The sequence below is a fragment of the Hydrococcus rivularis NIES-593 genome (genome assembly GCF_001904635.1).
Taxonomy (GTDB): domain Bacteria; phylum Cyanobacteriota; class Cyanobacteriia; order Cyanobacteriales; family Microcystaceae; genus Hydrococcus; species Hydrococcus rivularis.
This window is the reverse complement of record NZ_MRCB01000001.1, coordinates 278,768-304,596: the sequence shown is the minus strand read 5'-3', so window position 1 is coordinate 304,596 and position 25,829 is coordinate 278,768. Positions and strand designations below refer to the sequence as shown.

The following is a 25,829-nucleotide window of genomic DNA, read 5'->3' as shown; positions in this document are numbered from 1 at the left end:
TGTAGCTGCACAAACAGATTTTGTCTGCTTCTTTTCCTGCGTCTACTAGATGATAGTCAAAATAGGAATCGATCGCATGAGAGTTACAACCTCTGTATTACCTTCAATCCGGCAACAGCAAAGTAACCGGAGTACTGTAATCTGGTTTTTGCTTGCTTATACCTTCTTGTTTATCTTGGCACAACTTCCCATCTGGTTAAATGAATTTTTGCCATTACAGGACTACCCGAATCACTTAGCACGCATGTACGTGCTTCTCAACCATCACAACGATCCGGACTTGCAAAAGTATTACCAAGTTAACTTTATGATTTTGCCTAATTTGGCGATGGATATCATCGTCCCATTTCTAGCAAAATTTGTTGGACTAGATATTGCAGGCAGATTAATGCTAGTCCTCAATATTTTTATGCTGACAAGTGGCAGTGCATTTTTGAGTTATGCGCTCTTTAGAAGGATAAATTTTTGGTCTTTGATGACCTTTATGGCAGTATACAATCAAGCCTTTATTATAAATTTTATTAATTTTCTTTTTGGAACTGGGCTAGCCTTATGGTGTATTGGGATATGGATTTTAATGAGAGAAAATAAAACTTGGTTGAGATTAGTTTTATTTAGCTGCCTGGCTAGTATTTTATTTATCTGCCATCTTTATGGCTTCGGAATTTATGGATTAGTAGTAGTTTCCTATGAGATTTATTCATTCTTTAAACAAAGAAGCTATTTTAAAGGAGCCATTTTTCAAAGATTATTAGTTCTATTCGGTCAGTTTACTATTCCTGCAATTTTATATTTATCTAGCCCTACATCGGGTGGAGAATCAATTAAGTATTTAACCCCCGTCATTACCAAACTTAAGTATGTGAAAATGAGGATGACGGATAACTATAGTCTATTTTTAGATAATATAACCATAATTTTGATATTTTTTATCCCGATCGCAGGAATTTTGCTAAAAAAGCTTCGTCTCAGCAAATATATGATCTTACCTCTCTGTGCTGTGACTGTCGCTTATTTTTTAATCCCAGCCAAAGCAGTGACTAGCTCTCATGCGGATTGGAGAATATTAGTTCCTTTATTCTTTCTGTTTTTATCGAGTATGGAGTTTAATGCCGATAAACTGTTTAATCGAGTCATCATAGGTTTACTTATTGTTGTTTTTTCAGTGCGTATATTCGTAATTAATTCAGCTTGGAATGCCGTTCAAGCTGAGTACAAAGAAATTTTGACTGCAATCGGGCAGATTGAGAAAGGAAGTCGTCTTTTCAGTGCAAGAGCGTTTAATAATTATTATGCAACGATACCTTTTATTCACGCACCAACTTATGCCACGATCGAGAAATCTGCTTTTGTTCCCTCATTCTTTGCCTTTGGCACTCAACAACCAGTTGCATTTCAGCCTCAATATGTCAATTTAGCTGAAAAAACTATGGCAACGGGTTACGAAGAGGGTGAAGGAGTAAGGTGGAAGCTTGTTTTAGATAACTATGACTATGTTCTTATCTCTAATGAAGAGTTGATGAAAAAAGTTCCTAAAACGAACCTACAAAGCGTTTTTCAAAGCCCACACGTTCATTTATATAAAGTAAAAAACTGATAAAAATAAGAGGCTCGATTTTGAGATGTTATCGAGTCTCAATCCTTAAATTTAAGCTCATGTGTTTGCCCTGAATATCGCGGTTTAAGCCAAAAGAATCGCGATCGCTAAAAAGGCAACAATTGATAAGCTTGATTGAACAAATAGTGGAAGTGCAATAGATTTAGACATTTTTCTTTCGTTCCTTTCTATCTATTTACATTATAACTTTTGTAAATTTTTGTTGCGATGACTTGACTTCGATCATAATGTTGTAATTTCCGTATAACCTTGGTTCGCCATCCTGCTAATATTCAGAAATTGCTAATGCTTCATGGTTTTTACCTCCTTGCTCATCGTCAGGCGATCGCTCTAGCTTTTACTTCTACCATCGCGCTGTTACCTATCAATGAACCTCATCCATTGGGAGGAATAGGAGGGATGAATATTGGCAAGAAGCTTTTGGCGATTCATCCAAAACTCATACCTACATTTAGGGACTACAAAAATTTTCCGCCGATTTCCTGAAAAAATTTTTTTGGCATTTTTACCCTTCTTCATCCGTAACAGTTCTATTAGTGGCGTTTCTGGTACACTAACTTAGCGAAAGCTCTACCGAGCATCAGGAAATCTATCAATGGGAAGAATCATTAGTACTGTCAACATGAAAGGCGGCGTTGGAAAAACAACGCTGACGGTAAATCTAGCTACTTGTTTGGCAAAAAATCACGAGAAACGAGTGCTAGTTCTCGATTTAGATTCACAAATCAGCGCAACGCTGAGTTTAATGTCGCCTCACGACTTTGCTAAAACGCGAAAAAAAAGAAAAACACTGACCTATTTACTCGATTCAATTATTCAACCCAATCCTTATAATAAGTTGGATATTTACGATATTATTTGCCCTTCTATCTGCAACATACAAGGACTCGAATTACTGCCGGGAGATATCGAGCTTTATGACGAATATATTGTCTCAGAAATGTTGCACAAACAAGCAATAGAGCAAGAGGAGACTAATTTTGATAAAGTCTGGAATCACTTTGAAAGAATATTAATTCAAAAGATTCTAGAGCCAATTAAAGATGATTACGATTTCATCATTATGGACTGCGCTCCGGGATATAATTTATTAACCCGTAGTGGGATTGCTGCCAGCGATTTTTATTTGCTCCCTGCTCGACCCGAACCTTTGTCTATTGTGGGAATGCAATTATTAGAAAGACGCATTAGCAAGCTAAAAGAAAGCCATCAAAACCAACAGGATATAAATATTCGTTTGTTGGGAGTCGTCTTTATTCTTTCTGGCGGCGGATTATTAAGTCGATATTATCAACAAGTCATGAAGCGAGTGAAGGAAGATTTTGAGCCTCAACATTTATTTCAAAATGCTATCCCAATGGATGTTAATGTGGCTAAGGCAGTCGATATGTTTATGCCAGTTGTTGTAGGAATGCCGAGTTCGAGTGGAGCAAAGGCATTTGCGAAATTAACTGAAGAATTCTTGGCAAAGTTATCGTAATAGAAGAGAGCAATTAGAAATTTAGAGGTCAGGATTAAGGATTTTTTATCTTCTATTTCCTGGCTTCTAAACTCGATCCGAAACTAAAATGAAGCTCCAGGCAACAAAAGAAAAACTAATCCTAGAAAATGCCGATGTTGTTATCTGGCGTGGTTTATTCAATCGCGATGAAAGCAAGCGATTTTTTGGGGAATTATATCATGCGATCGCGTGGAAACATGAAGCTATCAAATTTTTTGGGAAACAGGTTCTTCAACCGAGATTGACTGCCTATTACGGCGAGAAACCCTATCCCTACTCAGGCATTATTATGCAACCACTACCTTGGATCGATCCACTGCTAGAAATTAAATCTAAAATTGAACCTATAGCCAATACGAAATTTAATGCCGTTTTACTAAATTTATATCGAGATGGTAGCGATCGCATGGGGTGGCATAGCGATGACGAACGAGAACTTGCCCCAGGTTCGGCAATTGGTTCGGTGAGTTTCGGTGCAACAAGACGCTTCATGTTTCGTCGCCGAGACAATCGCAAGATTAAAATTGATTTAGAGCTTGCAGATGGCGATTTTTTAGTAATGCAAGGAGAAACTCAACTGTTTTGGCAACACCAAGTTCCTAAAACCGCTAAGAAAATTGGAGCTAGAATCAATCTAACATTTCGGGTCATTCGTTAAAGCCTCTTTACTGTAAGAATTCAGAGAATTAGCCACAAGCGTGGCAAAATCAAATCAGCCACGCTTTCAACTGGCGCAGGCATAATGAGTAAGGCATAGTAATGACAAGTAAGTTTGTTACTAAGATGCTTATGTGCCAAGATTGCCAAGAAGTTATTGAAAAACTCCAGATCGACCAAGATAATATCGATCGGCGACTGATTTGTCTATCTCTTTTAGGATATACGCCTAGCGAAATAGCTGAGATAACTTTTTCTACAAGTGATGCAATTAGAAGTAGATTGGCTAAAAAAATTTCTCCTAGACTAGAAAATCTCATGGAAGTCGATAGCTTGAGAGGAAACTGGACTAGAATTCTTAACTTTTTGTTGGCTCGAAGAAATAGGTATAGATTGGATTTGCCTCCCCTTCCTAAAACTACGTTTTTTTTATTTATGAGCATGGGAGGAAAATTTTTACTTAATAGAAATGAGATTGATAGTTTAACTAGGATCGGAGCAACAGAATCCTATTTAATCACTCCCTCTAATGCTTGTGATACCCTCTCTAATTTAGTAGATAGTGCTTCATTTTTTAGAATAAGAACACCTAATCGGCTTACAACTCAATATTTGGCTCATCATCTAGTTAATCGATTTAAAAAAACACAAAGACTAGCTATTTTCTATAATCAGAATAGCATTTATAGTAGCTCATTTAAAGAATCGCTTTGCCAACACCTGCAAAATTCTGAAACGATTCAAATTTTACCATGTTGTCAAGCTTTAGATCGAGATTTTTTGTCAGATATAAAACCTTATATAGAACACATAAGAAAGCAAGAAGTAAATATTTTAGTTATCGTTCCCAATGGAGGAATTGAAAAGACGTTCTACAATGCCGAACTTATTAGTGCAGCGAATATTAATGACTGCTTAATTGTTGGTTCTGCCACCTTCGCTTATCAAAATATTTTAGATTGGCTAGATGTTAACATCAGTAGCGGGTTGCTTAATAGAAACAACTTAAGCAATTTTCTTTTTGTTGTCCCGTGGCATTGGCGGAGTCAATCTAATGGATTTAATAGCAATAATTCTTTAGCTGTAGATTTTTGTAAATTAGCCGATCGCTTGTGGGGTAAAGATCGAGTTAACTGGCGAAGTGCAACTGCCTATGATTCTGTGTTGATTGTTATCAAAATATTGGAGAGAAATGCAAAACAAAACTGTCATACTTTATTTGAAAACATGCACCAGTTTTATAAAGATGGAAGTAAAAGTATCCAGGGAATAACAGGAACGATTCAATTTGATAAAAATGGCGATCGCATCAATCCACCAACAGAAATTCTAACTGTCCAATGGTCAGATCGAGGTCATTGTGAATTTATTCCAATAGAAAATTAAAGAGGCAAGCTTTTGCCTCTTTTAAATAGAGTCCAAAAATAGCATTAATTCCTATTTGCCAGGTTGCCGATTCTCTAAAAGAAGATAGTTATTGTTCAGTAAAATCAAGGAGAAATTATTATGACGAAGTGGCAATTTTGGGTCGATCGCGGCGGAACATTTACCGATATTGTTGCCAAATCTCCCCAAGGAAAAATAATCATTCACAAACTCCTCTCAGAAAATCCCGATCGCTACAAAGATGCAGCCGTTCAAGGCATTCGAGAAATCCTCAAAATTTCTCCCGGCGAACCAATCCCAGCACAACAAATTGAAGCGGTGAAAATGGGAACGACAGTAGCAACAAATGCGCTACTAGAAAGAAAAGGCGATCGCACCGTTCTAGTTATTACTAAAGGATTCCAAGACGCATTGCGAATTGGCTATCAAAATCGTCCCGATATCTTTGCCCTCGAAATTATTTTGCCAGAAATGCTCTATGAACGGGTAATAGAAGTTAAGGAACGCTACGATGCACGCGGACATGAATTAATCCCCGTTAATGTCGAACCAGTCGAAAAAGAATTACAAGCAGCATACGACACAGGAATTCGCAGTTGTGCGATCGTTTTTATGCATGGCGATCGCTATCCCGAACACGAAAAAATAGTTGCCCAAATAGCCAAAAAAATCGGCTTTTCTCAAATATCAGTTTCCCATCAAGTTAGCCCCTTAATGAAGTTAGTCAGTCGGGGAGATACTACCGTCGTCGATGCTTATTTATCCCCAATTTTAGGTCGATATGTAAACCAAGTCAGTAGTCAATTATTGGGAGAAAATCAGCAAAAACAGACCACAAAATTAATGTTCATGCAGTCCAATGGCGGACTAGCAGACGCTCAATTATTTCATGGCAAAGATAGCATTCTTTCGGGTCCGGCGGGGGGAATTGTCGGTGCAGTCAAAACCTGCGAAATAGCAGGATTTAAAAAGATTATCAGTTTCGACATGGGGGGAACCTCCACTGATGTTGCCCATTACGACGGCGAATACGAACGCAGCTTTGAGACCGAAATCGCGGGAGTCCGACTGCGTACTCCCATGATGTCCATTCACACTGTCGCGGCGGGTGGCGGTTCGATCTTGCAATACGATGGGTCGCGATATCGAGTCGGACCCGAATCGGCGGGAGCAAACCCCGGTCCTGCCTCCTATTCTAGAGGCGGTCCGCTAACCGTGACCGATTGCAATGTCATGGTGGGAAAATTGCAACCCGAATTCTTTCCCAAAGTCTTTGGTCCTAATGCAGATTTACCTTTAAATGTCGCGATCGTTCGCGAAAAATTTGCTCGATTAACTCAAGAAATCGGCGACAATCGCACTCCCGAACAAGTTGCTTCTGGATTCCTTGCGATCGCAGTTCAAATTATGGCAAATGCCATTAAAAAAATCTCGCTGCAACGAGGATATGATGTCTCAGAATATACGTTATGTTGTTTCGGCGGTGCGGGGGGTCAACACGCTTGTTCGATCGCTGATGCTTTAGGAATTAAACAAATATTTATTCATCCTTATGCGGGAGTTTTATCTGCCTATGGCATTGGGTTAGCAGAGATTCGGATTTTGAAAGAAAAGGGAGTCGAAGCAAAATTAACTCAAACTTTACTTCCTGAATTAGAGACCATTTTAGCCAGATTAATTAACGAAGCAAACGCAGAATTAGATTCTCGCGAATTCCAAACCACTGAAAAAACACAAATTCTTCGCAAAGTTCATCTTAAATATGAAGGAACCGATTCATCTTTAATCGTCGATTTCGATAAGCTGTCTGAGATGCGACAAAAATTTGAAGAAGTCTACCAGCAACGATATGGCTTTGTCATGCCAGAAAAAGCTTTAATTGTTGAAGCAGTTTCTATTGAATTAATTTGTCCGACTTATACATCAGAGGAACCGATTATCGAACGCAAAACTGATGAATTGCCTCAACCCATAGCAACAATCAAAATGTATACCGCTGATGCTTGGCATGATACACCAGTTTACCAGCGAGAAAATTTACAACCAGGAGATATTATTCAAAGCCCCGCTTTAATTATTGAACCAACTGGAACTAATGTAATCGAACCGGGTTGGCAAGCAGAAATTAACAATAAAAATCATTTAATTTTAAAACATGTAAAAAACAGAAAAACGCGAAAAGATATCTCCAATCAGAATCCAAAATTTAAAGATCCGGTCATGCTGGAAATCTTCAATAATCTTTTCCGTTCTATCGCCGAACAAATGGGAACAATGCTACAAAAAACGAGCTATTCAGTTAATATCAAAGAAAGATTGGATTTCTCCTGTGCAATATTCGATCGCTCGGGTCAATTAGTAGCAAATGCCCCTCATATTCCCGTTCATTTAGGGTCAATGAGCGAAAGCGTTCGCAGTCTGATAAACGCTCGCGGCGATACGCTCAAACCGGGCGATGTTTATGTTTTAAATAACCCCTACAATGGCGGCACTCATTTACCCGATATTACAGTCATTACCCCTGTATTTCAGAATTCTGAATCTCCTCTCTTTTACGTTGCTTCGCGAGGACATCACGCAGACATCGGCGGCATTACGCCAGGTTCTATGCCACCCAACAGCAAAACGGTACAAGAAGAAGGAATATTTATCGATAATTTTCAATTAGTAGAACAAGGGAAATTTCGAGAAAAAGAATTACTAGAATTACTGACTTCTGGAAAATATCCTGCTCGCAATCCCATCCAAAATCTCGCTGATTTACAAGCACAAATTGCCGCCAATGAAAAAGGCTTACAAGAATTACAGCGAATGGTCGAGCATTACGGATTAGAAACCGTACAGGCGTATATGCAACACGTTCAAGATAATGCAGAGGAATGTGTCAGACGAGTGATTAATGCGCTTAAAGATGGAAGTTTTACTTGCGAATTAGATATGGGTGCGAAGATTAAAGTTACCATTAGTATCGATAAAACTAATCGCAGTGCCACGATTGATTTTACGGGAACATCGCCACAATTAACGAATAACTTTAATGCTCCTAAAGCCGTTTGTAAAGCAGCCGTTTTATATGTCTTCCGAACGCTAGTTAATGACGATATTCCTCTTAATGAAGGCTGTCTCAAACCCTTAGAAATTATTATTCCAGAAGGCTGTTTATTAAACCCACAATATCCGGCGGCTGTCGTAGCAGGAAATGTTGAAACATCTCAAAACATTACCGATTGCCTTTATGGGGCATTAGGGGTCATGGCAGCTTCTCAAGGAACGATGAATAATTTTACCTTTGGCAATGAAAAATATCAATATTACGAAACCATTTGTGGCGGTTCTGGTGCGGGTGCCGATTTCGATGGAACCGACGCAGTTCACACTCATATGACCAATTCTCGCCTCACCGATCCCGAAGTGTTAGAATGGCGATTTCCCGTTTTATTAGAAAGCTTCTGCATTCGTCCCGACAGTGGCGGCAGGGGAAAGCATCGCGGCGGCAATGGAGTCATTCGTCGCATTCGCTTTTTAGAATCCATGTCAGCAGCAATTCTCTCCAGTCGTCGCAAGATTGCTCCCTTTGGTTTGCAAGGTGGCAATGCAGGTAAAGCTGGGAAAAATTATATCGAACGAAGCGACGGAACGATAGAAGAATTAGAAAGTACTGCGATCGCGCAGATGAATCCTGGCGATACTTTTATTATCGAAACCCCTGGTGGCGGTGGCTATGGAATGTGTTGAATTGATATTAAATCAATAAGACGCGATCGCAGGAATCGATTATCTGATATACAAATATACAAACAGGATGTGCAAGAGGTTAGAGTTAAAATAACTGACCCCAATCTCTACACCAAATAGTAGCTTCAGATGATTCCCCGATTACCGCTTCAGGAAAGCTTAAAGCCAGAGTATTTACTTTTCTTAGAAGCTTTGGCAAAAACACCCTTTTCAGGAGAAATTCGACCCGATTTTGCCAGTCGGTTGCTGATGTCAACCGATAACAGCATCTATCAAATCTTACCGCAAGCAGTAGTCTTTCCCAAATCCGAGCAAGATTTAGTGCATCTGTTTGGGTTAGCTAACCAAGAACCGTTTCAGGCAATAACCTTTTCTCCTAGAGGCGGAGGGACGGGAACCAACGGTCAATCGCTTTCTCCTGGCATTATTATTGACACCTCTAAGTACATGAACCAGATTTTAGAGGTAAATCTGGAACAAGGATGGGTGCGAGTGCAACCGGGAGTGGTTTTAGACCAACTGAATGCTTATTTGAAACCTTACGGGGTCTTTTTTGCACCTTCTCTATCGCCGAGCAATCGTGCCACCATTGGAGGAATGATTAATACGGATGCTTGCGGTAAAGGATCGCGGATTTATGGACGCACCAGCAATCATATCTTGGAATTAGCTTGGGTGCTGTCGGATGGGACAACAGGGCGATCGCGCTCTATCGATTCTACTTCTTTAACTCAATTCAAGCAACAGTCAGGTCGCTTGGGAAAAATTTACCGTCAAGTCGATGAAATTGTCACGACAAAACGAGAATTAATCGAGCAAATTTTCCCGAAAATGCCTCGGTTTATGACGGGATACAATTTGGCGAAAGTTTACCGGGACGAGACTTTCAACCTCAATTGGATTTTGGCAGGTTCGGAGGGAACCTTAGCCGTTATTACCGAAGCCAAATTAAAGTTAACACCAATTCCTAAATATAAAGCCTTGCTAGCGATTCACTATCGCTGTTTTGACGATGCTTTGTCAGATGCAGAAAACCTAATAGAGTTGGAACCAGAAGCAATAGAAACTATCGATGAAAAAATATTAGAACTGGCAAAACAGGATGCAATTTATAGCCAAGTAAAGGATTTTGTTGCTGGCGCACAGACGCTCAATTTAGTTGAATTTGTCGGCTCTAATCAAGAGGAGATTCAAGAAAAAGTTAGCAAGATTTGTCATGCCATTGAAGAAGACAGAAGGAATAATTTGGAAGGGTCAACAATTGCCTCGAAGAATAGCGAGCAACCCCAGCAAGCGATAGGATATTATCTGGCGAAGAACGCAGAAGAAATCGCTAATCTGTGGGAGTTGCGAAAAAAAGGCGTGGGATTGCTGGGTAATACCAAGGGAGAACGCAAACCGATAGCCTTTATCGAAGATACTGCCGTCCCGCCGTCTTCCTTAGCTAGCTATATCCGAGAATTTAAAGCTTTACTAGACGAATATCAGCTCGATTATGCTATCTACGGTCACGTAGATGTAGGATGCTTGCACGTGCGACCCGCGTTAGATATAAAAATGTCAAAAGATGAAGTCGCAATTCGGGAACTATCCGATAAAGTCGTGGCACTGGTACGAAAATATGGCGGCGTAATGTGGGGAGAACACGGCAAAGGATTTCGTAGCGAATATACCCCCGCTTTTTTTGGAGAAGAGTTATATCAGGATTTACGGAGAATCAAGGCAGCTTTTGACCCCGACAATCGCTTAAATCCAGGAAAAATCGTCACTCCCTTCGACAGTTCCGCAGAAGTCGTGCGAGTCGAAGCGCCTTTGCGAGGTCATTTTGACCGACAAGTTCCAGCTTCAGTGCGGTCTGAGTATGAAGTTGCCTTCAGTTGCAATGGCAATGGAGCCTGTTTTAACTTTAATCCAGATGAGGTAATGTGTCCGTCGTCTAAAGTGACGCGCGATCGCATTCATTCTCCCAAAGGTCGCGCCAGCTTGCTTAGAGAATGGTTGCGGCAATTGAAAACCGCTAGACCAGAGGAATTAGCCAGATCGGGCAATTTTTTCGCTAAAGTCTGGAATACCCTTGGAAAAGCTTGGGGAGTTTATGACTATTCCCACGAAGTTTATGCAGGGATGCACGGTTGCCTTTCCTGTAAAGCTTGTGCGAGTCAATGTCCGATTCATGTCGATATTCCACAGATGAAAGCAAAATTTCTGGAACTCTACTACACTCGTTACTTCAGACCTTGGCGCGATTACTTCATTGGGAATATCGAAACCCTCGCCAGTTGGCAATCTCAAGTCCCATGGCTAGCGAATGCATTAACTCAGAATCCCGTTACTCGCTGGCTGATTAAGCAATCTTTCGCTGCGATCGATCCGCCTGCGCTGAGTACGTTTACTCTCAAGCAGGGATTGGCACAGAGACAAGCACCAGAATTTAACCTAAATCAATTATCTAATCTCAGTGCAGCAGAACGAGAAAATAGCGTCATTTTGCTCCAAGATGCCTTCACCAGTTTCTACGAATCTCACTTGGTTCTCGATACCTATGATTTTCTTTGCCAGTTAGGATACACCGTTTACGTAGCGCCGTTTTTTGTCAATGGCAAGCCTTTGCACGTGAAAGGGTTTTTGAAGGAATTTTCTGCGATCGCACAGAAAAATGCCGAGTATCTAATTGAGCTAGGAAATTTGGAGATTCCTATTATCGGCATCGAACCGAGCATCGTTCTTACTTATCGAGATGAGTATGTCAAAATTCTCGATGCAAAAGCAACTTTGCCAAGAGTTCAGTTACTGCAAGAATTTCTAGTCACTCAACTGGAACGACTGCCAAAAGTTGCCACCTCGGAACCTTATTATTTATTGGGTCACTGCACTGAAAAAACAATTGCCTTAGCCTCTCAAAAACAATGGCAGCAAGTTTTTCAAGCGGTGGGAATTCCTTTAATCCTAATGTCTGCGGGGTGCTGCGGCATGGCAGGAATTTACGGTCACGAAGCCGAACACTACGACGAATCTAAAGGAATCTATCAGATGAGTTGGGGAAAGCACATTCCATCATCTCCAGAAGAAAGACAACGCTTTTTAGCGACTGGCTATTCTTGTCGTTCTCAAGTCAAGCGGTTTGATGGATTCGTGCCTTTGCATCCGCTGCAAGTTATCAAAAGTAAAGCTTAGTGTCCGAGGAGGGTGTTGCTGAAAAGTAATGATATGTGCTATGTAATCTGGAAATCCTATTGTTTTGTATGATGTTGATTTAAAATTATTACCCATTCAGCAATACTTGGTTAAACTCCTACTTCAAAAATTAAACGAAGATACGGTTAATTTCTGGTAACTTAAATCCCTTTCAATTCATAGTTGTTTTGAGTTATCAGGTTCCGGGGAAAGAGGCAGTTTTCTCGACCTCGGTATTATTTTCCTAAATTGTCTTTTCTGAAGAAATTATCCAGGGTTTCAACCGTGAAAACAAATCATTTTGAGGGTGCAGCCAAAGAACATTTGCAGTCGTTTTATGGTAGTCTAAGACCTGGCTCAATTGCAGGCAGTGAGAAATAAAGCGTTTAGTTTTCATGTTAAAAGCTTCATATCCACGCTCTTGCATAAACCGAAAAAGTTCTGGAACACTTGAACCTGCCTTTTCAAGATGCTGCTTCTCGACTTCCATTAATATTGCTGGTCGAAGACGACGGAGCGTCACTATGAACTATACCACTCTCTCCTACATAGCGTGCGGCTAAAAGAGTAATCATGCCAATATTCGCACCGATATCAATAAAGCTATCACCTGGTTTAACTGCTGCTTGTATCAAAAGTATAAGCTAGTTTAAATTTTAACTTGTATAATTCGTCGCGTTGTTGGAAAACCGCTACCACGCTCTCGTTGGCTTCCCTTTTGCCGCAATCTCATCGAACAATTTAGGTGCGCGAGCGCTTGGTACAGCGTTATCAAATCGAGCTTCTTAAGACTTGTTCGCGATTAAATCAAAAATACAGAATTTGTACTGTACATCAGCATTCATCAAGCCTATAATTTGTCAAGCTCTGTCACAAAAATTCACTCTATGGCTGAATGGATTACAAGTACTATGGAATCTCTTGACTACTGGGGGATTGCCTTATTGATGTTTTTAGAAAATTTATTTCCGCCTATTCCTTCAGAACTGATTATGCCGCTGGCTGGGTTCACGATCGCCAAGGGAGACATGGGATTCGTTCCAGCCGTTTTAGCAGGCGTGATTGGAACGGTGTTAGGAGCATTTCCTTGGTACTATCTCGGTAAAGCTGTGAGCGAGGAACGCTTAGAACATTTAGCCGATCGATATGGGAAGTGGATTACTGTCTCTTCTAAAGATATCAAAAAAGCCAATAATTGGTTTAGCCGACATGGAGTTAGGGCAGTATTTTTTGGTCGTTTAGTTCCAGGGGTTCGGACTTTAATTTCTCTACCTGCTGGGATAAATCATATGTCATTTATCCCTTTTGTTCTTTACTCGACTATAGGCACGAGCTTATGGGTAATTTTTCTAACAACGCTTGGTTATCTTTTAGGAGACAACTATGAATTGGTCGATGAATATCTAGGACCTGTTTCTAAAATTGTTCTACTAAGTCTGGTTATTTGGTTTATTATTTGGATAGTCAGAAAACGCAATCGTCGTTACGAGTAAATATCTGTGGTTAAGGATTATCTAAACCACAAATTTATTACCACCGAACCGCTAGGAAATAGGGGAGAGACTGGAGAGCAGTTAGTTTGGGATAGCATCCGAGCAAATTTTCGCGATCGCGATTGTATCGGCTACTGGCGCTATCCTATTTTTTCTCAGATTGGTAAATTTCGCCAAGAACCGGATATTTTAATTGTCGATCGCGAACTCGGTTTAGTTGTTATTGAAGTTAAATCAATTCCCATTGACAAGATAGTTAATATAACGGGTCATCGTTGGGAATATCAAAATTTTTATACCCCATTTGGCAATCCCTATCAACAAGCAGAAAATCAATTATTTACCATCCTAGAATCTTGCGATCGCGAACCAATTCTACAAGATAAAATTAGTGCTAGAGCATTGGTCGCTTTACCCTTAATTAGCCAACAACAATGGCAAGAAAGAGGTTTCGATAAATTGCTCAGCAATCCGCCTATTTTATTCAAAGATAATCTCTATTCTGCTTCATCTGTTTGCGAATTGATTCAGGAAACACCACCCGTAAAACCGGGTTACAAACTGACGCTAAAACAGTGGCAATTATTGCTATCAATATTATCGGGAACGCCGTTTTTTTGCCGACCTTCCCATCGCGTTCTCACTCCCGATCGAAGTCGTGGCAAGATATTACAAAAATTGCGATCGCACATTTCTGAATTCGACTGGCAACAGGAAAAAATTGCCAAACAAATTGCTCCAGGCGCTCAACGAATTCGAGGAATTGCCGGTTCGGGAAAAACAGTTTTATTATGTCAAAAAGCTGCCCATATTCATCTAAAATATCCCAACTGGAAAGTTGCGTTTGTTTTCTTTTCTCGCAGCCTTTACCATTCCATTATTCAACAAATCGATAAATGGCTGCGTCACTTTAGTAATAACGAACGAGGATACGATCCTAAAAATGCTAATTTAAAAATTCTCCATGCTTGGGGAGCGAGAAAACAACCAGGCTTATATAGTTTAATTTGCCAAGCGGCTGGCATCCATTCTTTGACTGTTAATGAAACAGCAAGTCAAAAACCTAATGAAGCGTTAGCAGAAGCTTGTATTCAATTGTTGAAAGCAACAGCAATTCCTCAATTATTCGATGCTATTTTAATCGATGAAGGGCAAGATTTAATCGTCGATAAATATAAATTTGGCGATCGACAACCTTTTTATTGGATGGCATATCAATCTTTGCAACCTGTCGATCCCGTTCGTTCGGAACAAAGACGCTTAATTTGGGCATATGATGAAGCTCAAAGTTTAGAAAGTTTAACAATTCCAACCGCTAGCGAATTATTTGGAGAAGACTTAGGTCATCTCGTCACCGGACAATACAAAAATGGAATCAAAAAAAGCGAAGTCATGCGTCGTTGTTATCGCACGCCACATCAAATTATTACCGCCGCACATGGACTTGGCATGGGATTATTGCGTCCTCAAGGAATGCTGACAGGAATTACTCGCGCAGAAGAATGGAAAGCAATTGGTTATGAAGTCCAAGGACGTTTTATTCCCGGTCAAAAAATTATCCTCAAACGTCCTCGCGAAAATTCTCCCAATCCCATTCCCGAACTATGGCAAGGAGACATTATTGAGTTTAAGGCTTACGAATCTCGACAGCAAGAATTATTTGTACTAGCCAAAAACATTAAACACAATCTTAGATACGATGGTTTGCGTCCTAGTCAAGAAATTCTTGTCATTGTCGTAGGAGAATTTTTTGATGCAATTCAGCTAGAAACTCAGGTAGCTAATTTTTTAATGAGACAAGGAATTGATATTTTTATTCCTGGCAATAGTAAGTGCAATACCTTACTAGATGAATCTGGCAAATGTCGCAATCCTAATAAATTTTGGCACGAAGGTGCGGTAACGATTTCTCGCATTCATCGTGCCAAAGGAAATGAAGCAGATATGGTGTATATCGTTGGATGCGATCGCATTGCAGAAGATGAAAGCAATATTTACCTGCGAAATCAGTTATTTATTGCCTTGACCAGAGCGAGAGCCTGGGTAAAATTAAGTGGCATTGGCACTTATCCAATGTATGAAGAAATCGAGCAAGTAATTCGCAGTAGAGATACTTTTACTTTTACCTTTCATCATCCCCCCAAGCGAGAAATTAATGTAACAGATGCCAGCGAACTTTTAAAAAGATATGCTTTGGGAGGTAGAAACTTTCAAAATATCGATCTGAGCAATGCAGATCTAATCGGCGTGAATTTGAGTCATGCTAATTTGATCGGTGCTAATTTAAGAGGAGCTAATTTACAACGCGCACAATTAGATGGGGTAAAATTAATTGCTGCCGATTTGAGTCATGCCAATCTAAAAGATGCCAGTTTGAGAAATGCAAAATTGATGGGAACAATTCTGCAAGGAACTAATCTAAGTAATGTCGATTTAAAAGGTGCCGATTTAAGCGAAGCAGATTTAACAGGAGCAAAGTTGAAAAATACTAAATTAAATGAGGCAATTTTAGAAGGAGTAAAAATCTCAGAGTAGCTAGTCATAGGCATAAAGTTATTTTATTGTGACTTTATTTTGCCAAAACATCGATCTCAAATCCGTTTAATTAGTCATAATAGGTAGTACCGAAAGCGTAGCGCGTGCGTTAGCGCAAGCGCCTCTCTCGCCAATGGTTCCTGAAAAGCGACTCCTGTTAGTCGCACTAGGGGTTATTGTATTGGAACCCAAAAATCAAGCTGAGATCTTGTACCAGTCGCATTAGCCGTCGGGGAATGAATTCCCCGTCTTATATATAAAGTCCATTAAAATGGACTGAAAATATATGAGGCAGCGATAGAACATCGAGGGGCGAACTGTTGAGACGAGCGCAAGATTTCATTTTAAACAGACTCTAGCATCTTAGACGGAGAATTTCTCCTTTAGCTACTGCTCCCCGAACAAAATTTTAATCTAGTTGACTGACACACCCTCATCCCAACCCCTCTCCCAGAGCAGAAGAGGGACTTTCCACTTAAGAATTTGTCCTGAAGTCCCTTCGCCCCTTGTGGAAGAAGGGATTTAAGGATGAGGGGGCAAAGATTTGTCAGTCAACCAGGAATTTTAATATAGCCAGTCCCAAGAGCCACTATAGTGATACCTTCAGAAATAGCGTATGGTTTAATTGCTAATGATCACGATCGCATTGCCCAAAGGAGCACTCCTGTCCGATAGTATTAATCTTTTTAAAAGTGTAGGACTCGATTTTAGCGCATTTCTCGACGACCGCAACCGCCAACTTCAGATTGCCGATCCCACCAATACGGCTAAAGCGATATTGGTAAGAGCGCAAGACGTTCCCGTCTATGTAGAATACGGTCAGGCACAGTTAGGTATTGTCGGCTATGATGTTTTGCTAGAAAAGAGTCCTAAAGTAGCAAATTTAGCCGATTTAAAATTTGGCTACTGTCGCATGTCGGTAGCAGTACCGGAGGCTAGTTCTTACAAGCGATCGCTCGAACTCCCCCCCCACGGTAGAGTTGCCTCAAAATTCGTTCACTGTGCTAAGGAATATTTTCGTAAGTTAAATTTACCCGTAGAAATTATTCCCCTCTATGGTTCGGTCGAATTAGGGCCAATTACAGGAATGTCGGAGGCAATCGTCGATTTAGTCTCTACGGGACGCACCTTACGGGAAAATGGGCTGATTGAAATTGACGTTCTCTTTGAAAGTACTGCAAGGCTGATTGCCCATCCATTAAGCTATCGCCTCGGCTTGTATAATTTGCATGATTGGGTAGAAAAGCTGTCTCAGGAGACTCTACAGAGAACTTATACCAATTTTCATTAGTCGCGATCGACATTCTTCTCCCTTCTCCCTATTTGGGAGAGGGGTTGGGGTGAGGGCGATCGACTATCTGTGTCATTAATGAATGAAAAATGGTATTAGAAAGAGATTTACCATGAATGAATTACCGGATGAAAAAAAACTCCTAGAACTCCTTGAACTTGCCAAAGATGCCGAACACAAAGCTAGGGATCTCTATGAAATGGGAGAAAGATTTAGCCAAAAGTGGGAGAAACGGTTAGAGAGTAGGCGAGAAACAACAGGGCAAAAACAAGGGTAATGATTACAGCAACCAGTTAACGCCGTGAGATGGCAGGATCTGCGGCAGCATAGGCTACATTTAAAGAATGTGCGTTATCTTATCTATCGCATTACCTAACAATTTTTAATGGCAGATTCCTCCCCTTTAGCAGAACCACAGCTTAGACGTAGACCCCGCGAAAACGATTGGCGGCTGTTGCTGAGGCTAATTCCCTATGCTCGTCGCAACCGGACTCTACTAATAATTTCTATTATTTTACTAATTCCTGTCTCAATTGCGGGAGCAGTTCAACCGCTGATTGTCGGTCAGGCAATTTCTTTGTTGCAGCAAGAACCAACTTGGTCTTTTTTGATAAATGTTTCTCTGGCACAAGGATTAAATATTCTCATCGTCCTACTATTGATGACGATTGTCGTTCGCTTAATTTTTGCCTCGGCCCAAGGATATTTGGTACAAAAAGTCGGACAGGAAATCACGGCAGCAGTACGGGATGATTTATTCACCCACGTAACATCCCTATCGACCCAATTTTTTGAACGCACGCCTGTAGGACGCTTGGTCACTCGCATCACTAGCGATGTGGAGGCATTAGGAGATGTTTTTGCCAGCGGCGCGATCGGCGTTATTAGCGATTTTATTTATATATTAACGATTGTCGTCGTCATTTTCCTGCGTCAATGGCAGTTAGCATCGATATTGGTGTTGATGCTGATTCCAGTGACGGCTTTGATTATTTACTTCCAGCGGCAGTATCGCAAGGCAAATTATCAAGCGAGAGAGGAACTTGCAAAATTAAACTCCATGTTGCAGGAGAATATCGCTGGAATCAATGTGGTGCAGTTATTTCGTCGAGAACGTTTCAATAGTGAAATGTTCCGATCGATCAATCTACGCTATCGCAAAGAAGTCGATCGCACGATTTTCCACGATTCCGCCGTTTCTGCAACTTTGGAATGGATTTCTTTAATTGCGATCGCAGGCGTTCTCTGGTTGGGTGGCATTTTGGTGCTCAACAAAACTATCGATCTGGGAACTTTATCTGCCTTTATTCTTTTTGCCCAGAAATTGTTCAATCCGCTGCGACAATTTGCAGAAAAATTTACGATTTTTCAATCGGGTTTCACCGCGATCGAACGCATTAGCGAATTGATGAGCGAACCAATAGAAATTCGCGATCGAAAATCGTCTTTAGCAAAGGACAAAAGACAAAAGACAAATTACACAGGAGAAATTCGCTTTGAAAATGTTTGGTTTGCCTACCAAGAAAATGATTATATTCTAACTAATTTAAACTTTACAATCCGTCCAGGAGAAAAGATTGCTTTAGTAGGACCGACAGGTGCGGGAAAAAGTTCGATTATTCGGCTTTTATGTCGCCTTTACGAACCGACTAAAGGACGAATTTTAGTCGATGGGGTTGATATTCGAGATATTCCTCAAGCTCAATTACGCCGCTATATCGGAGTTATTCTTCAGGATAGCTTTCTCTTCACTGGCGATATTAAGCGCAATATTACTTTAGGAGAAAATTATTCTCTAGAACAGATAAAAGCAGCAGCTAGACTGACCAATGTCGATCGCTTTATCGAAGAATTCCCTCAAGGCTATAACACTCAATTGCGCGAGAGAGGAACAAATTTATCGGGAGGACAAAAACAGCTTTTAGCCTTCGCTCGCGTTGCTATTCGCAATCCTCACATTTTAGTCCTAGACGAAGCGACTTCTAGTTTAGATGTAGGGACAGAAGCATTAATTCAAGACGCTTTATATCGTCTATTGGAAAATCGAACGGCAATTATTATTGCTCATCGCTTATCAACTATTCGTAATGTTGATAGGATTTTAGTGCTTAAAAAAGGCCGATTGGTTGAAACGGGCACTCATGACGAGTTACTCGAACAAAATGGATTGTATGCCAGCTTGTATCGATTACAAATGTTAGGATAAATCAAATCCCTTTTGACTAAGTTAACCCGACCTAAGATTATTTCTCTAAGATATATCTTTTGGTAGATGGCAATGTTTTCTATATTACCATTCTGAGCGAGAATCTACTCTAAACTCTCAAAGCAGTAAAAAAAACAGAATAGTTTTCCTAGCCTAGAAGTCGTAGTCTTAGCAGTAAAAAATAATTTTTTAATTTTGTTTCTTAGGATGCATACATTTAACTTTAATGTGGGTACCTTGATACTATAAGCGCTTTATCTTTAAACTTTACGCGATCGCAACTGCGATCTCCAAGCCATTGACCCCGACATCAAAAGTTTGCCAGATTCTCACAGAAACTTTACAAAGCTTAACAGATAAGCTAAGATTGTTAAGCAACATTTAGAACATGCCCACCAAAAAATCAAACGGTTTCATCTCGGCATGCGCTTACCAAGCGCCTGTAGGATAAGGATTTTTATCCGCACACACCTCTTTATCCCCCTACCGTCTTCACAATTCACTGGCTCCTTTGAGTTACAAAACTATAAGTAAAGATTATTTTTAGCTCGATCTTTTCAGTCATTCAATCGACCAACTGTCCTACAAATCTCATCTTATTAGCTCAGATCAACCCCTACTCGACCTTTACTTATGAGAACCGACAAGAACTTTACCGACCCAGTCCGCGCCTATTTAAGGGAAATTGGTCGCGTTCCCTTGCTCACTCACGAAGAGGAAATTCACTATGCCAAACGAGTACAACGATTAGTTGTCTTAGAAAACCTAAAAGAATCTCTGAGGCAAAAACTTGGCAAAGAACCAACTGATTCCGAGTGGGCAGCCGCCGCTGAGTTAACAGAAGCCGAACTGCACAACCTCATTGCAGCCGGAGATGCGGCTAAACGTAAAATGGTTGAAGCCAATTTACGCCTGGTTGTATCGGTTGCCAAAAAATACCTCAAGCGCAATCTCGACTTACTCGATTTAATCCAGGAAGGTACTCTCGGAATGCAGCGAGGCGTGGAGAAGTTCGATCCGACTAAAGGCTATCGCTTTTCTACCTATGCATATTGGTGGATTCGACAAGCTATTACCCGCGCTATTGCCGAAAAAAGCCGTACTATCCGCCTGCCCATCCACATCACAGAAAAACTTAATAAAATCAAGAAAGCCCAGCGTCAGTTGGCTCAGGAGAACGGACGAGCTGCTACCATAGCAGAATTGGCTCAAGAGCTGGAATTAACTCCCAAACAAGTTCGAGATTATCTCGAACGCGCCCGCCAACCTCTGTCGCTAGATTTGCGGGTAGGAGACAATCACGATACAGAATTGGGAGAACTTCTGGAGGATACGGGACCTTTGCCAGAGGATTATGCTATCCATTCCTCGCTCCAGTTAGATTTAGAGAAATTGATGGCGGATTTGACCCCGCAACAGCGAGAGGTTTTAGCGCTGCGGTTCGGATTGACCGACGGAAAGCCTCTAACGCTAGCTAAAATCGGCATTCGTCTCAATATCAGTCGGGAACGAGTCAGACAGATCGAACGGGAAGCGCTCTCGAAATTGCGCCAGCGCAAAGGAAGTATTCGAGAATATTTGGCTAGTTAAACACTAATCGGATAGCAATTAACGGGCAGTCAGAAAGTTTCTGGCTGCCTGTTTTATGTGGAGTAAAAAACGTCGCCCGTCTGCGGGCGACACCAGTTATTAGAAAAGAGACTTCAAGACAGAGATTCCAACACCGCGAGCAATATCTAGCGGATCGACTTTTTTGCTGTGGTGCTTGTCGTATTGTCCGACATCTGGCTGCCAATATCGCGAGCCTGGAGCGCCTTTAATTCGTCCAATACATCTGCCACTTTGGTCATAGCATTTATAACGTTGCCCATGTTTATTGCTTTTTGTTTCTACGTGAACTGTACTTGGTGCATTTTGAGCAATCAGACTTTGTACTTCCTGCGGCAAATGAGGAAATCTATTATTAGAAACTTCGTCGTTCATACTGGTTTTCGTAGTTAGCTAAAAATTCTCAGAGTTACACTCTAAGAATTCCCTCAAAATTCATACAAATTAACAGAGACAAAAAGATATTCATGCACCCATCTGCCCCCAAGGGGTCTAGGGACATCCCGTCCCCAGTAAATCAAGTTATACCATTTCTAAAAAAGAACGCTACAAATGCTCGATGAACAAGCCTTACACCCAGAACTGTTGACTAATTGCGAACTGATAATTGCGAATTGGTATTAGGAATGCGCTTGCAGATCAAAGTCATAACGAGTATGATTTATAGAGTAAGAAAAATATACAATCGAGCGAACTCAAGATGATTAGGATCGAAGAAATTCCCGTATCCCAAATTCGTCGTCCCTTACCGCGACAAACCAATCCTGAAAAAGTGGCGATGCTAATGGAGTCAATTGCTCAAGAGGGTTTAAGAGAACCCATTGACGTATTAGAAGTCGATGGGCAATACTATGGCTTTTCTGGTTGCCATCGCTACGAGGCTCACCAGCGCCTCGGAAAAGAGACAATCAAATGTAGAGTGCGTCGCGCTCCTCGCGCAGTCCTGCAAAAACATTTAGCATAGTTTTTAGATCTTCCTCTCTCCCCTTCTCTCATTCGCTCTATGTCCGCCGATCGATCTATCTACCTCAAAAATCATCAACTCCTGCTTCAACTGATGGAGCGGTTAGGGATTGCTAGCTTGAGCGAACTAAGTCAACGGTCAGGGATTGCCGAACTGCAATTAATACGTCTCCAATACGGCTTGATGCCCAAAATGCCGATCGAAATTCTCCTGAAACTATCTCAAACTTTACAGGTTCCAGTCGATAAGTTACTGACGCTATTTTGCCCAGAAGATTTGCAGCCGAGCGATCTCAAACAAGAAGACGATTCAGCCACTAGAGACGCTCTTAGGCAGGAATACCAGCGGCTGCAACAACAACTAGAACAACAGCGAGAAACGATCGCGAGAGAATTTCAGCAAGCGAGCCTGCAACGATTGGAGCCTTGGCTATTACAATGGCCCACGGCTGCGTCAGTCGCACAGCAGAATCCTCAATTGCCAGCCGTGAAATTGCTGCCACTGATGAAACCCATACTGGATTTATTAGAATCTTGGGCAGTAGAAGCGATCGCGTCTGTTGGCGACAAAGTTCCCTACGATCCTCGATGGCATCAACTTATGGAAGGATCTGCCGAACCGGGCGAGATGGTTAAAGTCCGATATGTAGGCTATCGACAGGGAGAAAAGCTGCTCTATCGCGCTAAAGTCAGTCCAGCTAAGGAAGTAGAAGAGACGGGAGACTGAGAGTCTTCTGAGACTGGGAGAAACGGGAGTGTGGGGAGGGCGGGAGACAAGGGGGATAAGGGGACAAGGAAGAGTGGGGAGATGGGGAGACAATTAACGACTAACCACTAACCACTAACCACTAACAAAGGACTTTTGACCAATCCCCTCACTGGTAACTCATAACTGGATTGAGCCAGCGAAGAATTTCCTGTTTGAGAAGATTGAGATCGCGTGAAAATCCTTGTTTTACCCATTGTCCGATCGCGTCTATGGGGGTGAATATTTCTGATGGTTGCCAGTTAATCTCTTGTCCGAGTGGGGTTAGGTGGTTGCCAGGAAGCGTCAGCGAAGCAACCATGTTGGGAAAGCGGTCTTGCAGGACGGGGCTTAGAATCGTTGTTTGATCGATGTCATCATTAGTAAAACGGATCAAAAGATTGCGACGCACTTCATAATTTTTGGCAATCAACAGATTGGTTTCTTCTGGGGAAGGGGTAAATTCTAAATTTAAGGTAGCGTCGAGTTCTAACTGTTCGATAAAAGGAATAGCCCGACGAACGGGATAGTTATTAAAAGACATCAAAATGTTACCCGCCCGTTCGACAGAATAAAGGCTGCCGATCAGCAAATGTAGCTTGCATCCCATACTGTGTCCGACTCCATAGATAGGAAGATAGCTTTGACCGAGGGCATTAGTCGCCTGCAAACGCTCTAGAATATTCTCGAACCGATTGAGAACGCTACGGGCGATCGCGGCATGATCGAGAGTATTGACAAACGGAGTCGCGATGATGGCATAACCAGCTTTTCCCAATTGTTCTAACAAGCAACGATAGGTCAGGTTGGGTGCTGTTCCTACAAAAGCACCGCCGAGAAAATGAACGACGCCAATCGGTCGTCGAGGAATCAAAACCCAGCTACCGGAAATCTCTTGCCAATTCATAGTTCATACGTGTCACCTAAATTGATTATGACCGATCGGCAAGACTCTGTGGCTAGTTAGAGCGATCGCGCTCAGCCAATCAAAATTCTTGTCTTCTCCGACATAGCAGGTTACTATCGGCAATAGTGACAAATTGGAGAGAAAAGCACTAGAGTTTCTGCATGGCTAAAAAATTCCACCTACCTAAAATTTTTAATCGTTTAGGAGTCTCGACGATCCCTTTTGTTTCGATCGTTTTATTTTTGCCGATCTTTCTGACTTACGGGCTATCGTCAAATTCACCGACAGAAACTTCTCAGGAAAGTCCTTCAGTGCGATCGCTAAAGCGAATTTCTTCTTCTGAGTTGGAAGAATCTCTCGTTAGTAAAGATTCCGCTATCTCTGCTTCGACAACTCCACAGAAACAAAAGCCTCAACAGCCAACTCAAAAGACTCCGCCTCAAGCACCCATTAAATCTTCACAGCCTTCAACAAAGCAACAACCTGCTAAAAAAACCCAAAATCCATCCTCAAGCGCAACGCCTTCTTATAAGCCTCCCAAGCTGGAAATTAAAGTAGCCCTTCTGAGGGATGCAGAAAACGCCGTCGTGGGAACCTCTACGCAAGCGTCCATTGAGGATAGAAACGGTCGAGTGCTGAAAACGATTGCTGCCAATCAGGGGATTACAGTATATCCTAACGGTTCTAATTTGACGCTTGGCAATTCCCAATTACCTTACGCCGTTTGGGTGAAACCCAAGGCAGGGGGATTTGTTTATGTTGGCGATCGCTGGTATCGGGGAAAACTCTTGCTAGTCTCTCAAGGAAACACGCTACTAGCAGTTAATCATGTCAATTTAGAAGAATACCTCTACAGCGTCGTTGGCAGCGAAATGCATGCTACTGCCCCTCTCGAAGCGCTAAAAGCACAGGCGATCGCGGCTCGTTCTTACGCTCTCGTCCACATGATTCGTCCGGCAAGCGAATGGTATCACTTGGGAAATACCGAACGCTGGCAAGTCTACAAAGGACTGGCAAGCGAGTACGACACCACTCACAAAGCCGTCAACGCGACGGCAGGACAAATTCTCAGCTACAACGGTGGCATCGTAGAGTCTCTCTATGCTTCCACCGACGAGATCGTCTCTAACGTTCATCGAGGTATAGGGATGAGTCAGACTGGCGCTTACGATCTAGCGGCTCAAGGTTACGACCACCAGTGGATTCTAGGTAGATACTATCCCGGCGTAGGTTTGTCGCGGCTTATCTTGCAGCAGTAAAACTTATATTAACTGGAACATTCATCCGCTCTAAGCTTTGATTATTATTATTATTTTGGGAAGCATTTCCCCAACTCATGAGTAGAATTCCCAAACCCAGTAGCCCAATAGCGCACGTAGCTATTATAGCTACTACCGTCCGATTAGTCCCCGAAGATTTAGGTTCAGATTGCACTGATTCACTCTCAAGGGATTGTTCGTTGGGCTGCTGAAGTGACTCTTCTGATGCAAGGGTTGTCTCATGACGCTTTGCCCCTTCCAGCATCAAGTAAGAAATTTCCTCATAAGCATCTGTCCAAGCCTGTTTAACTTCTGGTGTCCAATCTGCTCCCAAATAAGCTTCAAGGGTTTTCAGCAAAGCAGCGCCCACAATAGGATAATGTTCTGCTTTTGCTCCGTAGGTAGCATGCTTTTCTCCCATCTCCCTAAGAACCTTCGTCAATTCTTGAGGATAGCGAAGATTAGTGACAACATACACTAAAGACATAATCAACTTCTGTTGCTGCTTTTCCATGTCCGTATTGGCAAACAGCGGTTTAGCTTCGGGACAGTCGGTAAATAAGGTCTCATAGAAACTTGCAGCAAATTCGTTGGCATGCGGTTCAACAAGGTTGAAGCTTTTCTCTAGAACATCAGTATTGAGAGGCATCAGCTATTTTCCTCAGTCGATAATATTTTCGTTTTTTTGGGCTTGCTTACTTAGAGGAGATCTGAAAAGTCAAAAATGTCATGCAAGGGCGAAGCGATTAGC

20 protein-coding genes are annotated in these 25,829 nt (G+C 41.6%); 16 read left to right on the top strand and 4 right to left on the bottom strand.

Translation table 11 applies throughout. The features are described 5' to 3' along the window. Positions 1-76: 76 nt before the first annotated feature. The 7 genes from NIES593_RS01360 to ydiJ all read left to right on the top strand — a co-directional run bounded on the left by NIES593_RS01360 (position 77) and on the right by ydiJ (position 12,071). Positions 77-1,597, top strand: a complete 1,521-nt coding sequence (locus NIES593_RS01360) for a hypothetical protein (protein WP_073597860.1) — start codon at positions 77-79, stop codon at positions 1,595-1,597. Positions 1,598-1,867: 270 nt separating this feature from the next. Next, positions 1,868-2,104 carry a hypothetical protein gene (locus NIES593_RS01355; RefSeq protein ID WP_217651779.1) on the top strand — a complete coding sequence of 79 codons (237 nt, stop codon included), beginning with the start codon at positions 1,868-1,870 and terminating at the stop codon, positions 2,102-2,104. Between the two features lie 109 nt (positions 2,105-2,213). Then, positions 2,214-3,098 carry a ParA family protein gene (locus tag NIES593_RS01350; protein ID WP_073597858.1) on the top strand — a complete coding sequence of 295 codons (885 nt, stop codon included), beginning with the start codon at positions 2,214-2,216 and terminating at the stop codon, positions 3,096-3,098. Between the two features lie 88 nt (positions 3,099-3,186). Continuing rightward, a complete protein-coding gene (locus NIES593_RS01345; protein ID WP_073597857.1) occupies positions 3,187-3,777 on the top strand; it encodes an alpha-ketoglutarate-dependent dioxygenase AlkB family protein in 591 nt (196 codons plus the stop codon). A gap of 101 nt (positions 3,778-3,878) precedes the next feature. Beyond that, positions 3,879-5,162, top strand: a complete 1,284-nt coding sequence (locus NIES593_RS01340) for an ABC transporter substrate-binding protein (protein ID WP_139253598.1) — start codon at positions 3,879-3,881, stop codon at positions 5,160-5,162. 120 nt (positions 5,163-5,282) lie between these two features. Beyond that, positions 5,283-8,897: a hydantoinase B/oxoprolinase family protein gene (locus NIES593_RS01335; protein WP_073597855.1), complete on the top strand. Its 3,615-nt coding sequence runs from the start codon at positions 5,283-5,285 to the stop codon at positions 8,895-8,897. 129 nt (positions 8,898-9,026) lie between these two features. Continuing rightward, positions 9,027-12,071 (top strand): D-2-hydroxyglutarate dehydrogenase YdiJ, encoded by a 3,045-nt coding sequence (ydiJ, locus tag NIES593_RS01330; RefSeq protein WP_073597854.1) that lies wholly within the window; start codon positions 9,027-9,029, stop codon positions 12,069-12,071. 244 nt (positions 12,072-12,315) lie between these two features. Here the strand turns inward: ydiJ and NIES593_RS01325 are convergent, their stop codons facing one another. Beyond that, complete coding sequence (locus NIES593_RS01325) at positions 12,316-12,561, bottom strand: hypothetical protein (protein WP_073597853.1); 246 nt, start codon at positions 12,559-12,561, stop codon at positions 12,316-12,318. Between the two features lie 397 nt (positions 12,562-12,958). Here NIES593_RS01325 and NIES593_RS01320 point away from each other — a divergent pair, with 397 nt between their 5' ends. The 6 genes from NIES593_RS01320 (at position 12,959) to NIES593_RS01295 (ending at position 21,186) form a co-directional block, all read left to right on the top strand. Next, positions 12,959-13,564 carry a DedA family protein gene (locus tag NIES593_RS01320; RefSeq protein ID WP_073597852.1) on the top strand — a complete coding sequence of 202 codons (606 nt, stop codon included), beginning with the start codon at positions 12,959-12,961 and terminating at the stop codon, positions 13,562-13,564. Continuing rightward, the gene (locus tag NIES593_RS01315; RefSeq protein ID WP_083602263.1) at positions 13,565-16,099 is read left to right on the top strand and encodes a pentapeptide repeat-containing protein; all 2,535 of its coding nucleotides are present in this window, start codon (positions 13,565-13,567) and stop codon (positions 16,097-16,099) included. Positions 16,100-16,730: 631 nt separating this feature from the next. Continuing rightward, positions 16,731-17,390: an ATP phosphoribosyltransferase gene (gene hisG / locus NIES593_RS01310; protein WP_073597850.1), complete on the top strand. Its 660-nt coding sequence runs from the start codon at positions 16,731-16,733 to the stop codon at positions 17,388-17,390. 112 nt (positions 17,391-17,502) lie between these two features. Further along, positions 17,503-17,667: a hypothetical protein gene (locus tag NIES593_RS23845; protein WP_175561000.1), complete on the top strand. Its 165-nt coding sequence runs from the start codon at positions 17,503-17,505 to the stop codon at positions 17,665-17,667. A gap of 108 nt (positions 17,668-17,775) precedes the next feature. Beyond that, positions 17,776-19,596 (top strand): ABC transporter ATP-binding protein, encoded by a 1,821-nt coding sequence (locus NIES593_RS01300; protein ID WP_073597848.1) that lies wholly within the window; start codon positions 17,776-17,778, stop codon positions 19,594-19,596. 633 nt (positions 19,597-20,229) lie between these two features. Further along, a complete protein-coding gene (locus NIES593_RS01295; protein WP_073597847.1) occupies positions 20,230-21,186 on the top strand; it encodes an RNA polymerase sigma factor, RpoD/SigA family in 957 nt (318 codons plus the stop codon). Positions 21,187-21,285: 99 nt separating this feature from the next. Here the strand turns inward: NIES593_RS01295 and NIES593_RS01290 are convergent, their stop codons facing one another. Further along, entirely contained in the window at positions 21,286-21,579 is a 294-nt protein-coding gene (locus tag NIES593_RS01290) for a hypothetical protein (protein ID WP_073597846.1), read from the bottom strand. 325 nt (positions 21,580-21,904) lie between these two features. Here NIES593_RS01290 and NIES593_RS01285 point away from each other — a divergent pair, with 325 nt between their 5' ends. Beyond that, positions 21,905-22,168 carry a ParB N-terminal domain-containing protein gene (locus NIES593_RS01285; protein WP_015145996.1) on the top strand — a complete coding sequence of 88 codons (264 nt, stop codon included), beginning with the start codon at positions 21,905-21,907 and terminating at the stop codon, positions 22,166-22,168. Positions 22,169-22,207: 39 nt separating this feature from the next. Then, complete coding sequence (locus tag NIES593_RS01280; protein WP_073597845.1) at positions 22,208-22,894, top strand: helix-turn-helix domain-containing protein; 687 nt, start codon at positions 22,208-22,210, stop codon at positions 22,892-22,894. Positions 22,895-23,042: 148 nt separating this feature from the next. Here NIES593_RS01280 and NIES593_RS01275 read toward each other — a convergent pair whose 3' ends face one another. Continuing rightward, on the bottom strand, positions 23,043-23,819 hold the full coding sequence (locus tag NIES593_RS01275) for a DUF1350 family protein (RefSeq protein WP_073597844.1): 777 nt from the start codon (positions 23,817-23,819) through the stop codon (positions 23,043-23,045). Between the two features lie 161 nt (positions 23,820-23,980). Between NIES593_RS01275 and NIES593_RS01270 the strand changes: the two genes are divergently transcribed. Further along, positions 23,981-25,078: a SpoIID/LytB domain-containing protein gene (locus NIES593_RS01270; protein WP_073597843.1), complete on the top strand. Its 1,098-nt coding sequence runs from the start codon at positions 23,981-23,983 to the stop codon at positions 25,076-25,078. Here NIES593_RS01270 and NIES593_RS01265 read toward each other — a convergent pair. Then, positions 25,062-25,727, bottom strand: coding sequence for a globin family protein (locus NIES593_RS01265; protein WP_073597842.1), 666 nt, complete (start codon positions 25,725-25,727; stop codon positions 25,062-25,064). The two genes, NIES593_RS01270 and NIES593_RS01265, sit on opposite strands and share 17 nt — an antisense overlap. Between the last annotated feature and the right edge of the window lie 102 nt (positions 25,728-25,829).

What these genes read in the sequence shown, in the direction of transcription:
- NIES593_RS01280 (WP_073597845.1), top strand. Translation starts at nt 22,208, where the DNA reads ATGTCCGCCGATCGATCTATCTACCTCAAAAATCATCAACTCCTGCTT.
- NIES593_RS01270 (WP_073597843.1), top strand. Translation starts at nt 23,981, where the DNA reads ATGGCTAAAAAATTCCACCTACCTAAAATTTTTAATCGTTTAGGAGTC.
- NIES593_RS01350 (WP_073597858.1), top strand. Translation starts at nt 2,214, where the DNA reads ATGGGAAGAATCATTAGTACTGTCAACATGAAAGGCGGCGTTGGAAAA.
- NIES593_RS01290 (WP_073597846.1), bottom strand. Translation starts at nt 21,579, where the DNA reads ATGAACGACGAAGTTTCTAATAATAGATTTCCTCATTTGCCGCAGGAA.
- NIES593_RS01340 (WP_139253598.1), top strand. Translation starts at nt 3,879, where the DNA reads ATGACAAGTAAGTTTGTTACTAAGATGCTTATGTGCCAAGATTGCCAA.
- NIES593_RS01275 (WP_073597844.1), bottom strand. Translation starts at nt 23,819, where the DNA reads ATGAATTGGCAAGAGATTTCCGGTAGCTGGGTTTTGATTCCTCGACGA.
- NIES593_RS23845 (WP_175561000.1), top strand. Translation starts at nt 17,503, where the DNA reads ATGAATGAATTACCGGATGAAAAAAAACTCCTAGAACTCCTTGAACTT.
- NIES593_RS01325 (WP_073597853.1), bottom strand. Translation starts at nt 12,561, where the DNA reads ATGGAAGTCGAGAAGCAGCATCTTGAAAAGGCAGGTTCAAGTGTTCCA.
- hisG (WP_073597850.1), top strand. Translation starts at nt 16,731, where the DNA reads ATGATCACGATCGCATTGCCCAAAGGAGCACTCCTGTCCGATAGTATT.
- NIES593_RS01320 (WP_073597852.1), top strand. Translation starts at nt 12,959, where the DNA reads ATGGCTGAATGGATTACAAGTACTATGGAATCTCTTGACTACTGGGGG.
- NIES593_RS01335 (WP_073597855.1), top strand. Translation starts at nt 5,283, where the DNA reads ATGACGAAGTGGCAATTTTGGGTCGATCGCGGCGGAACATTTACCGAT.
- NIES593_RS01300 (WP_073597848.1), top strand. Translation starts at nt 17,776, where the DNA reads ATGGCAGATTCCTCCCCTTTAGCAGAACCACAGCTTAGACGTAGACCC.
- NIES593_RS01265 (WP_073597842.1), bottom strand. Translation starts at nt 25,727, where the DNA reads ATGCCTCTCAATACTGATGTTCTAGAGAAAAGCTTCAACCTTGTTGAA.
- ydiJ (WP_073597854.1), top strand. Translation starts at nt 9,027, where the DNA reads ATGATTCCCCGATTACCGCTTCAGGAAAGCTTAAAGCCAGAGTATTTA.
- NIES593_RS01345 (WP_073597857.1), top strand. Translation starts at nt 3,187, where the DNA reads ATGAAGCTCCAGGCAACAAAAGAAAAACTAATCCTAGAAAATGCCGAT.
- NIES593_RS01285 (WP_015145996.1), top strand. Translation starts at nt 21,905, where the DNA reads ATGATTAGGATCGAAGAAATTCCCGTATCCCAAATTCGTCGTCCCTTA.
- NIES593_RS01360 (WP_073597860.1), top strand. Translation starts at nt 77, where the DNA reads ATGAGAGTTACAACCTCTGTATTACCTTCAATCCGGCAACAGCAAAGT.
- NIES593_RS01295 (WP_073597847.1), top strand. Translation starts at nt 20,230, where the DNA reads ATGAGAACCGACAAGAACTTTACCGACCCAGTCCGCGCCTATTTAAGG.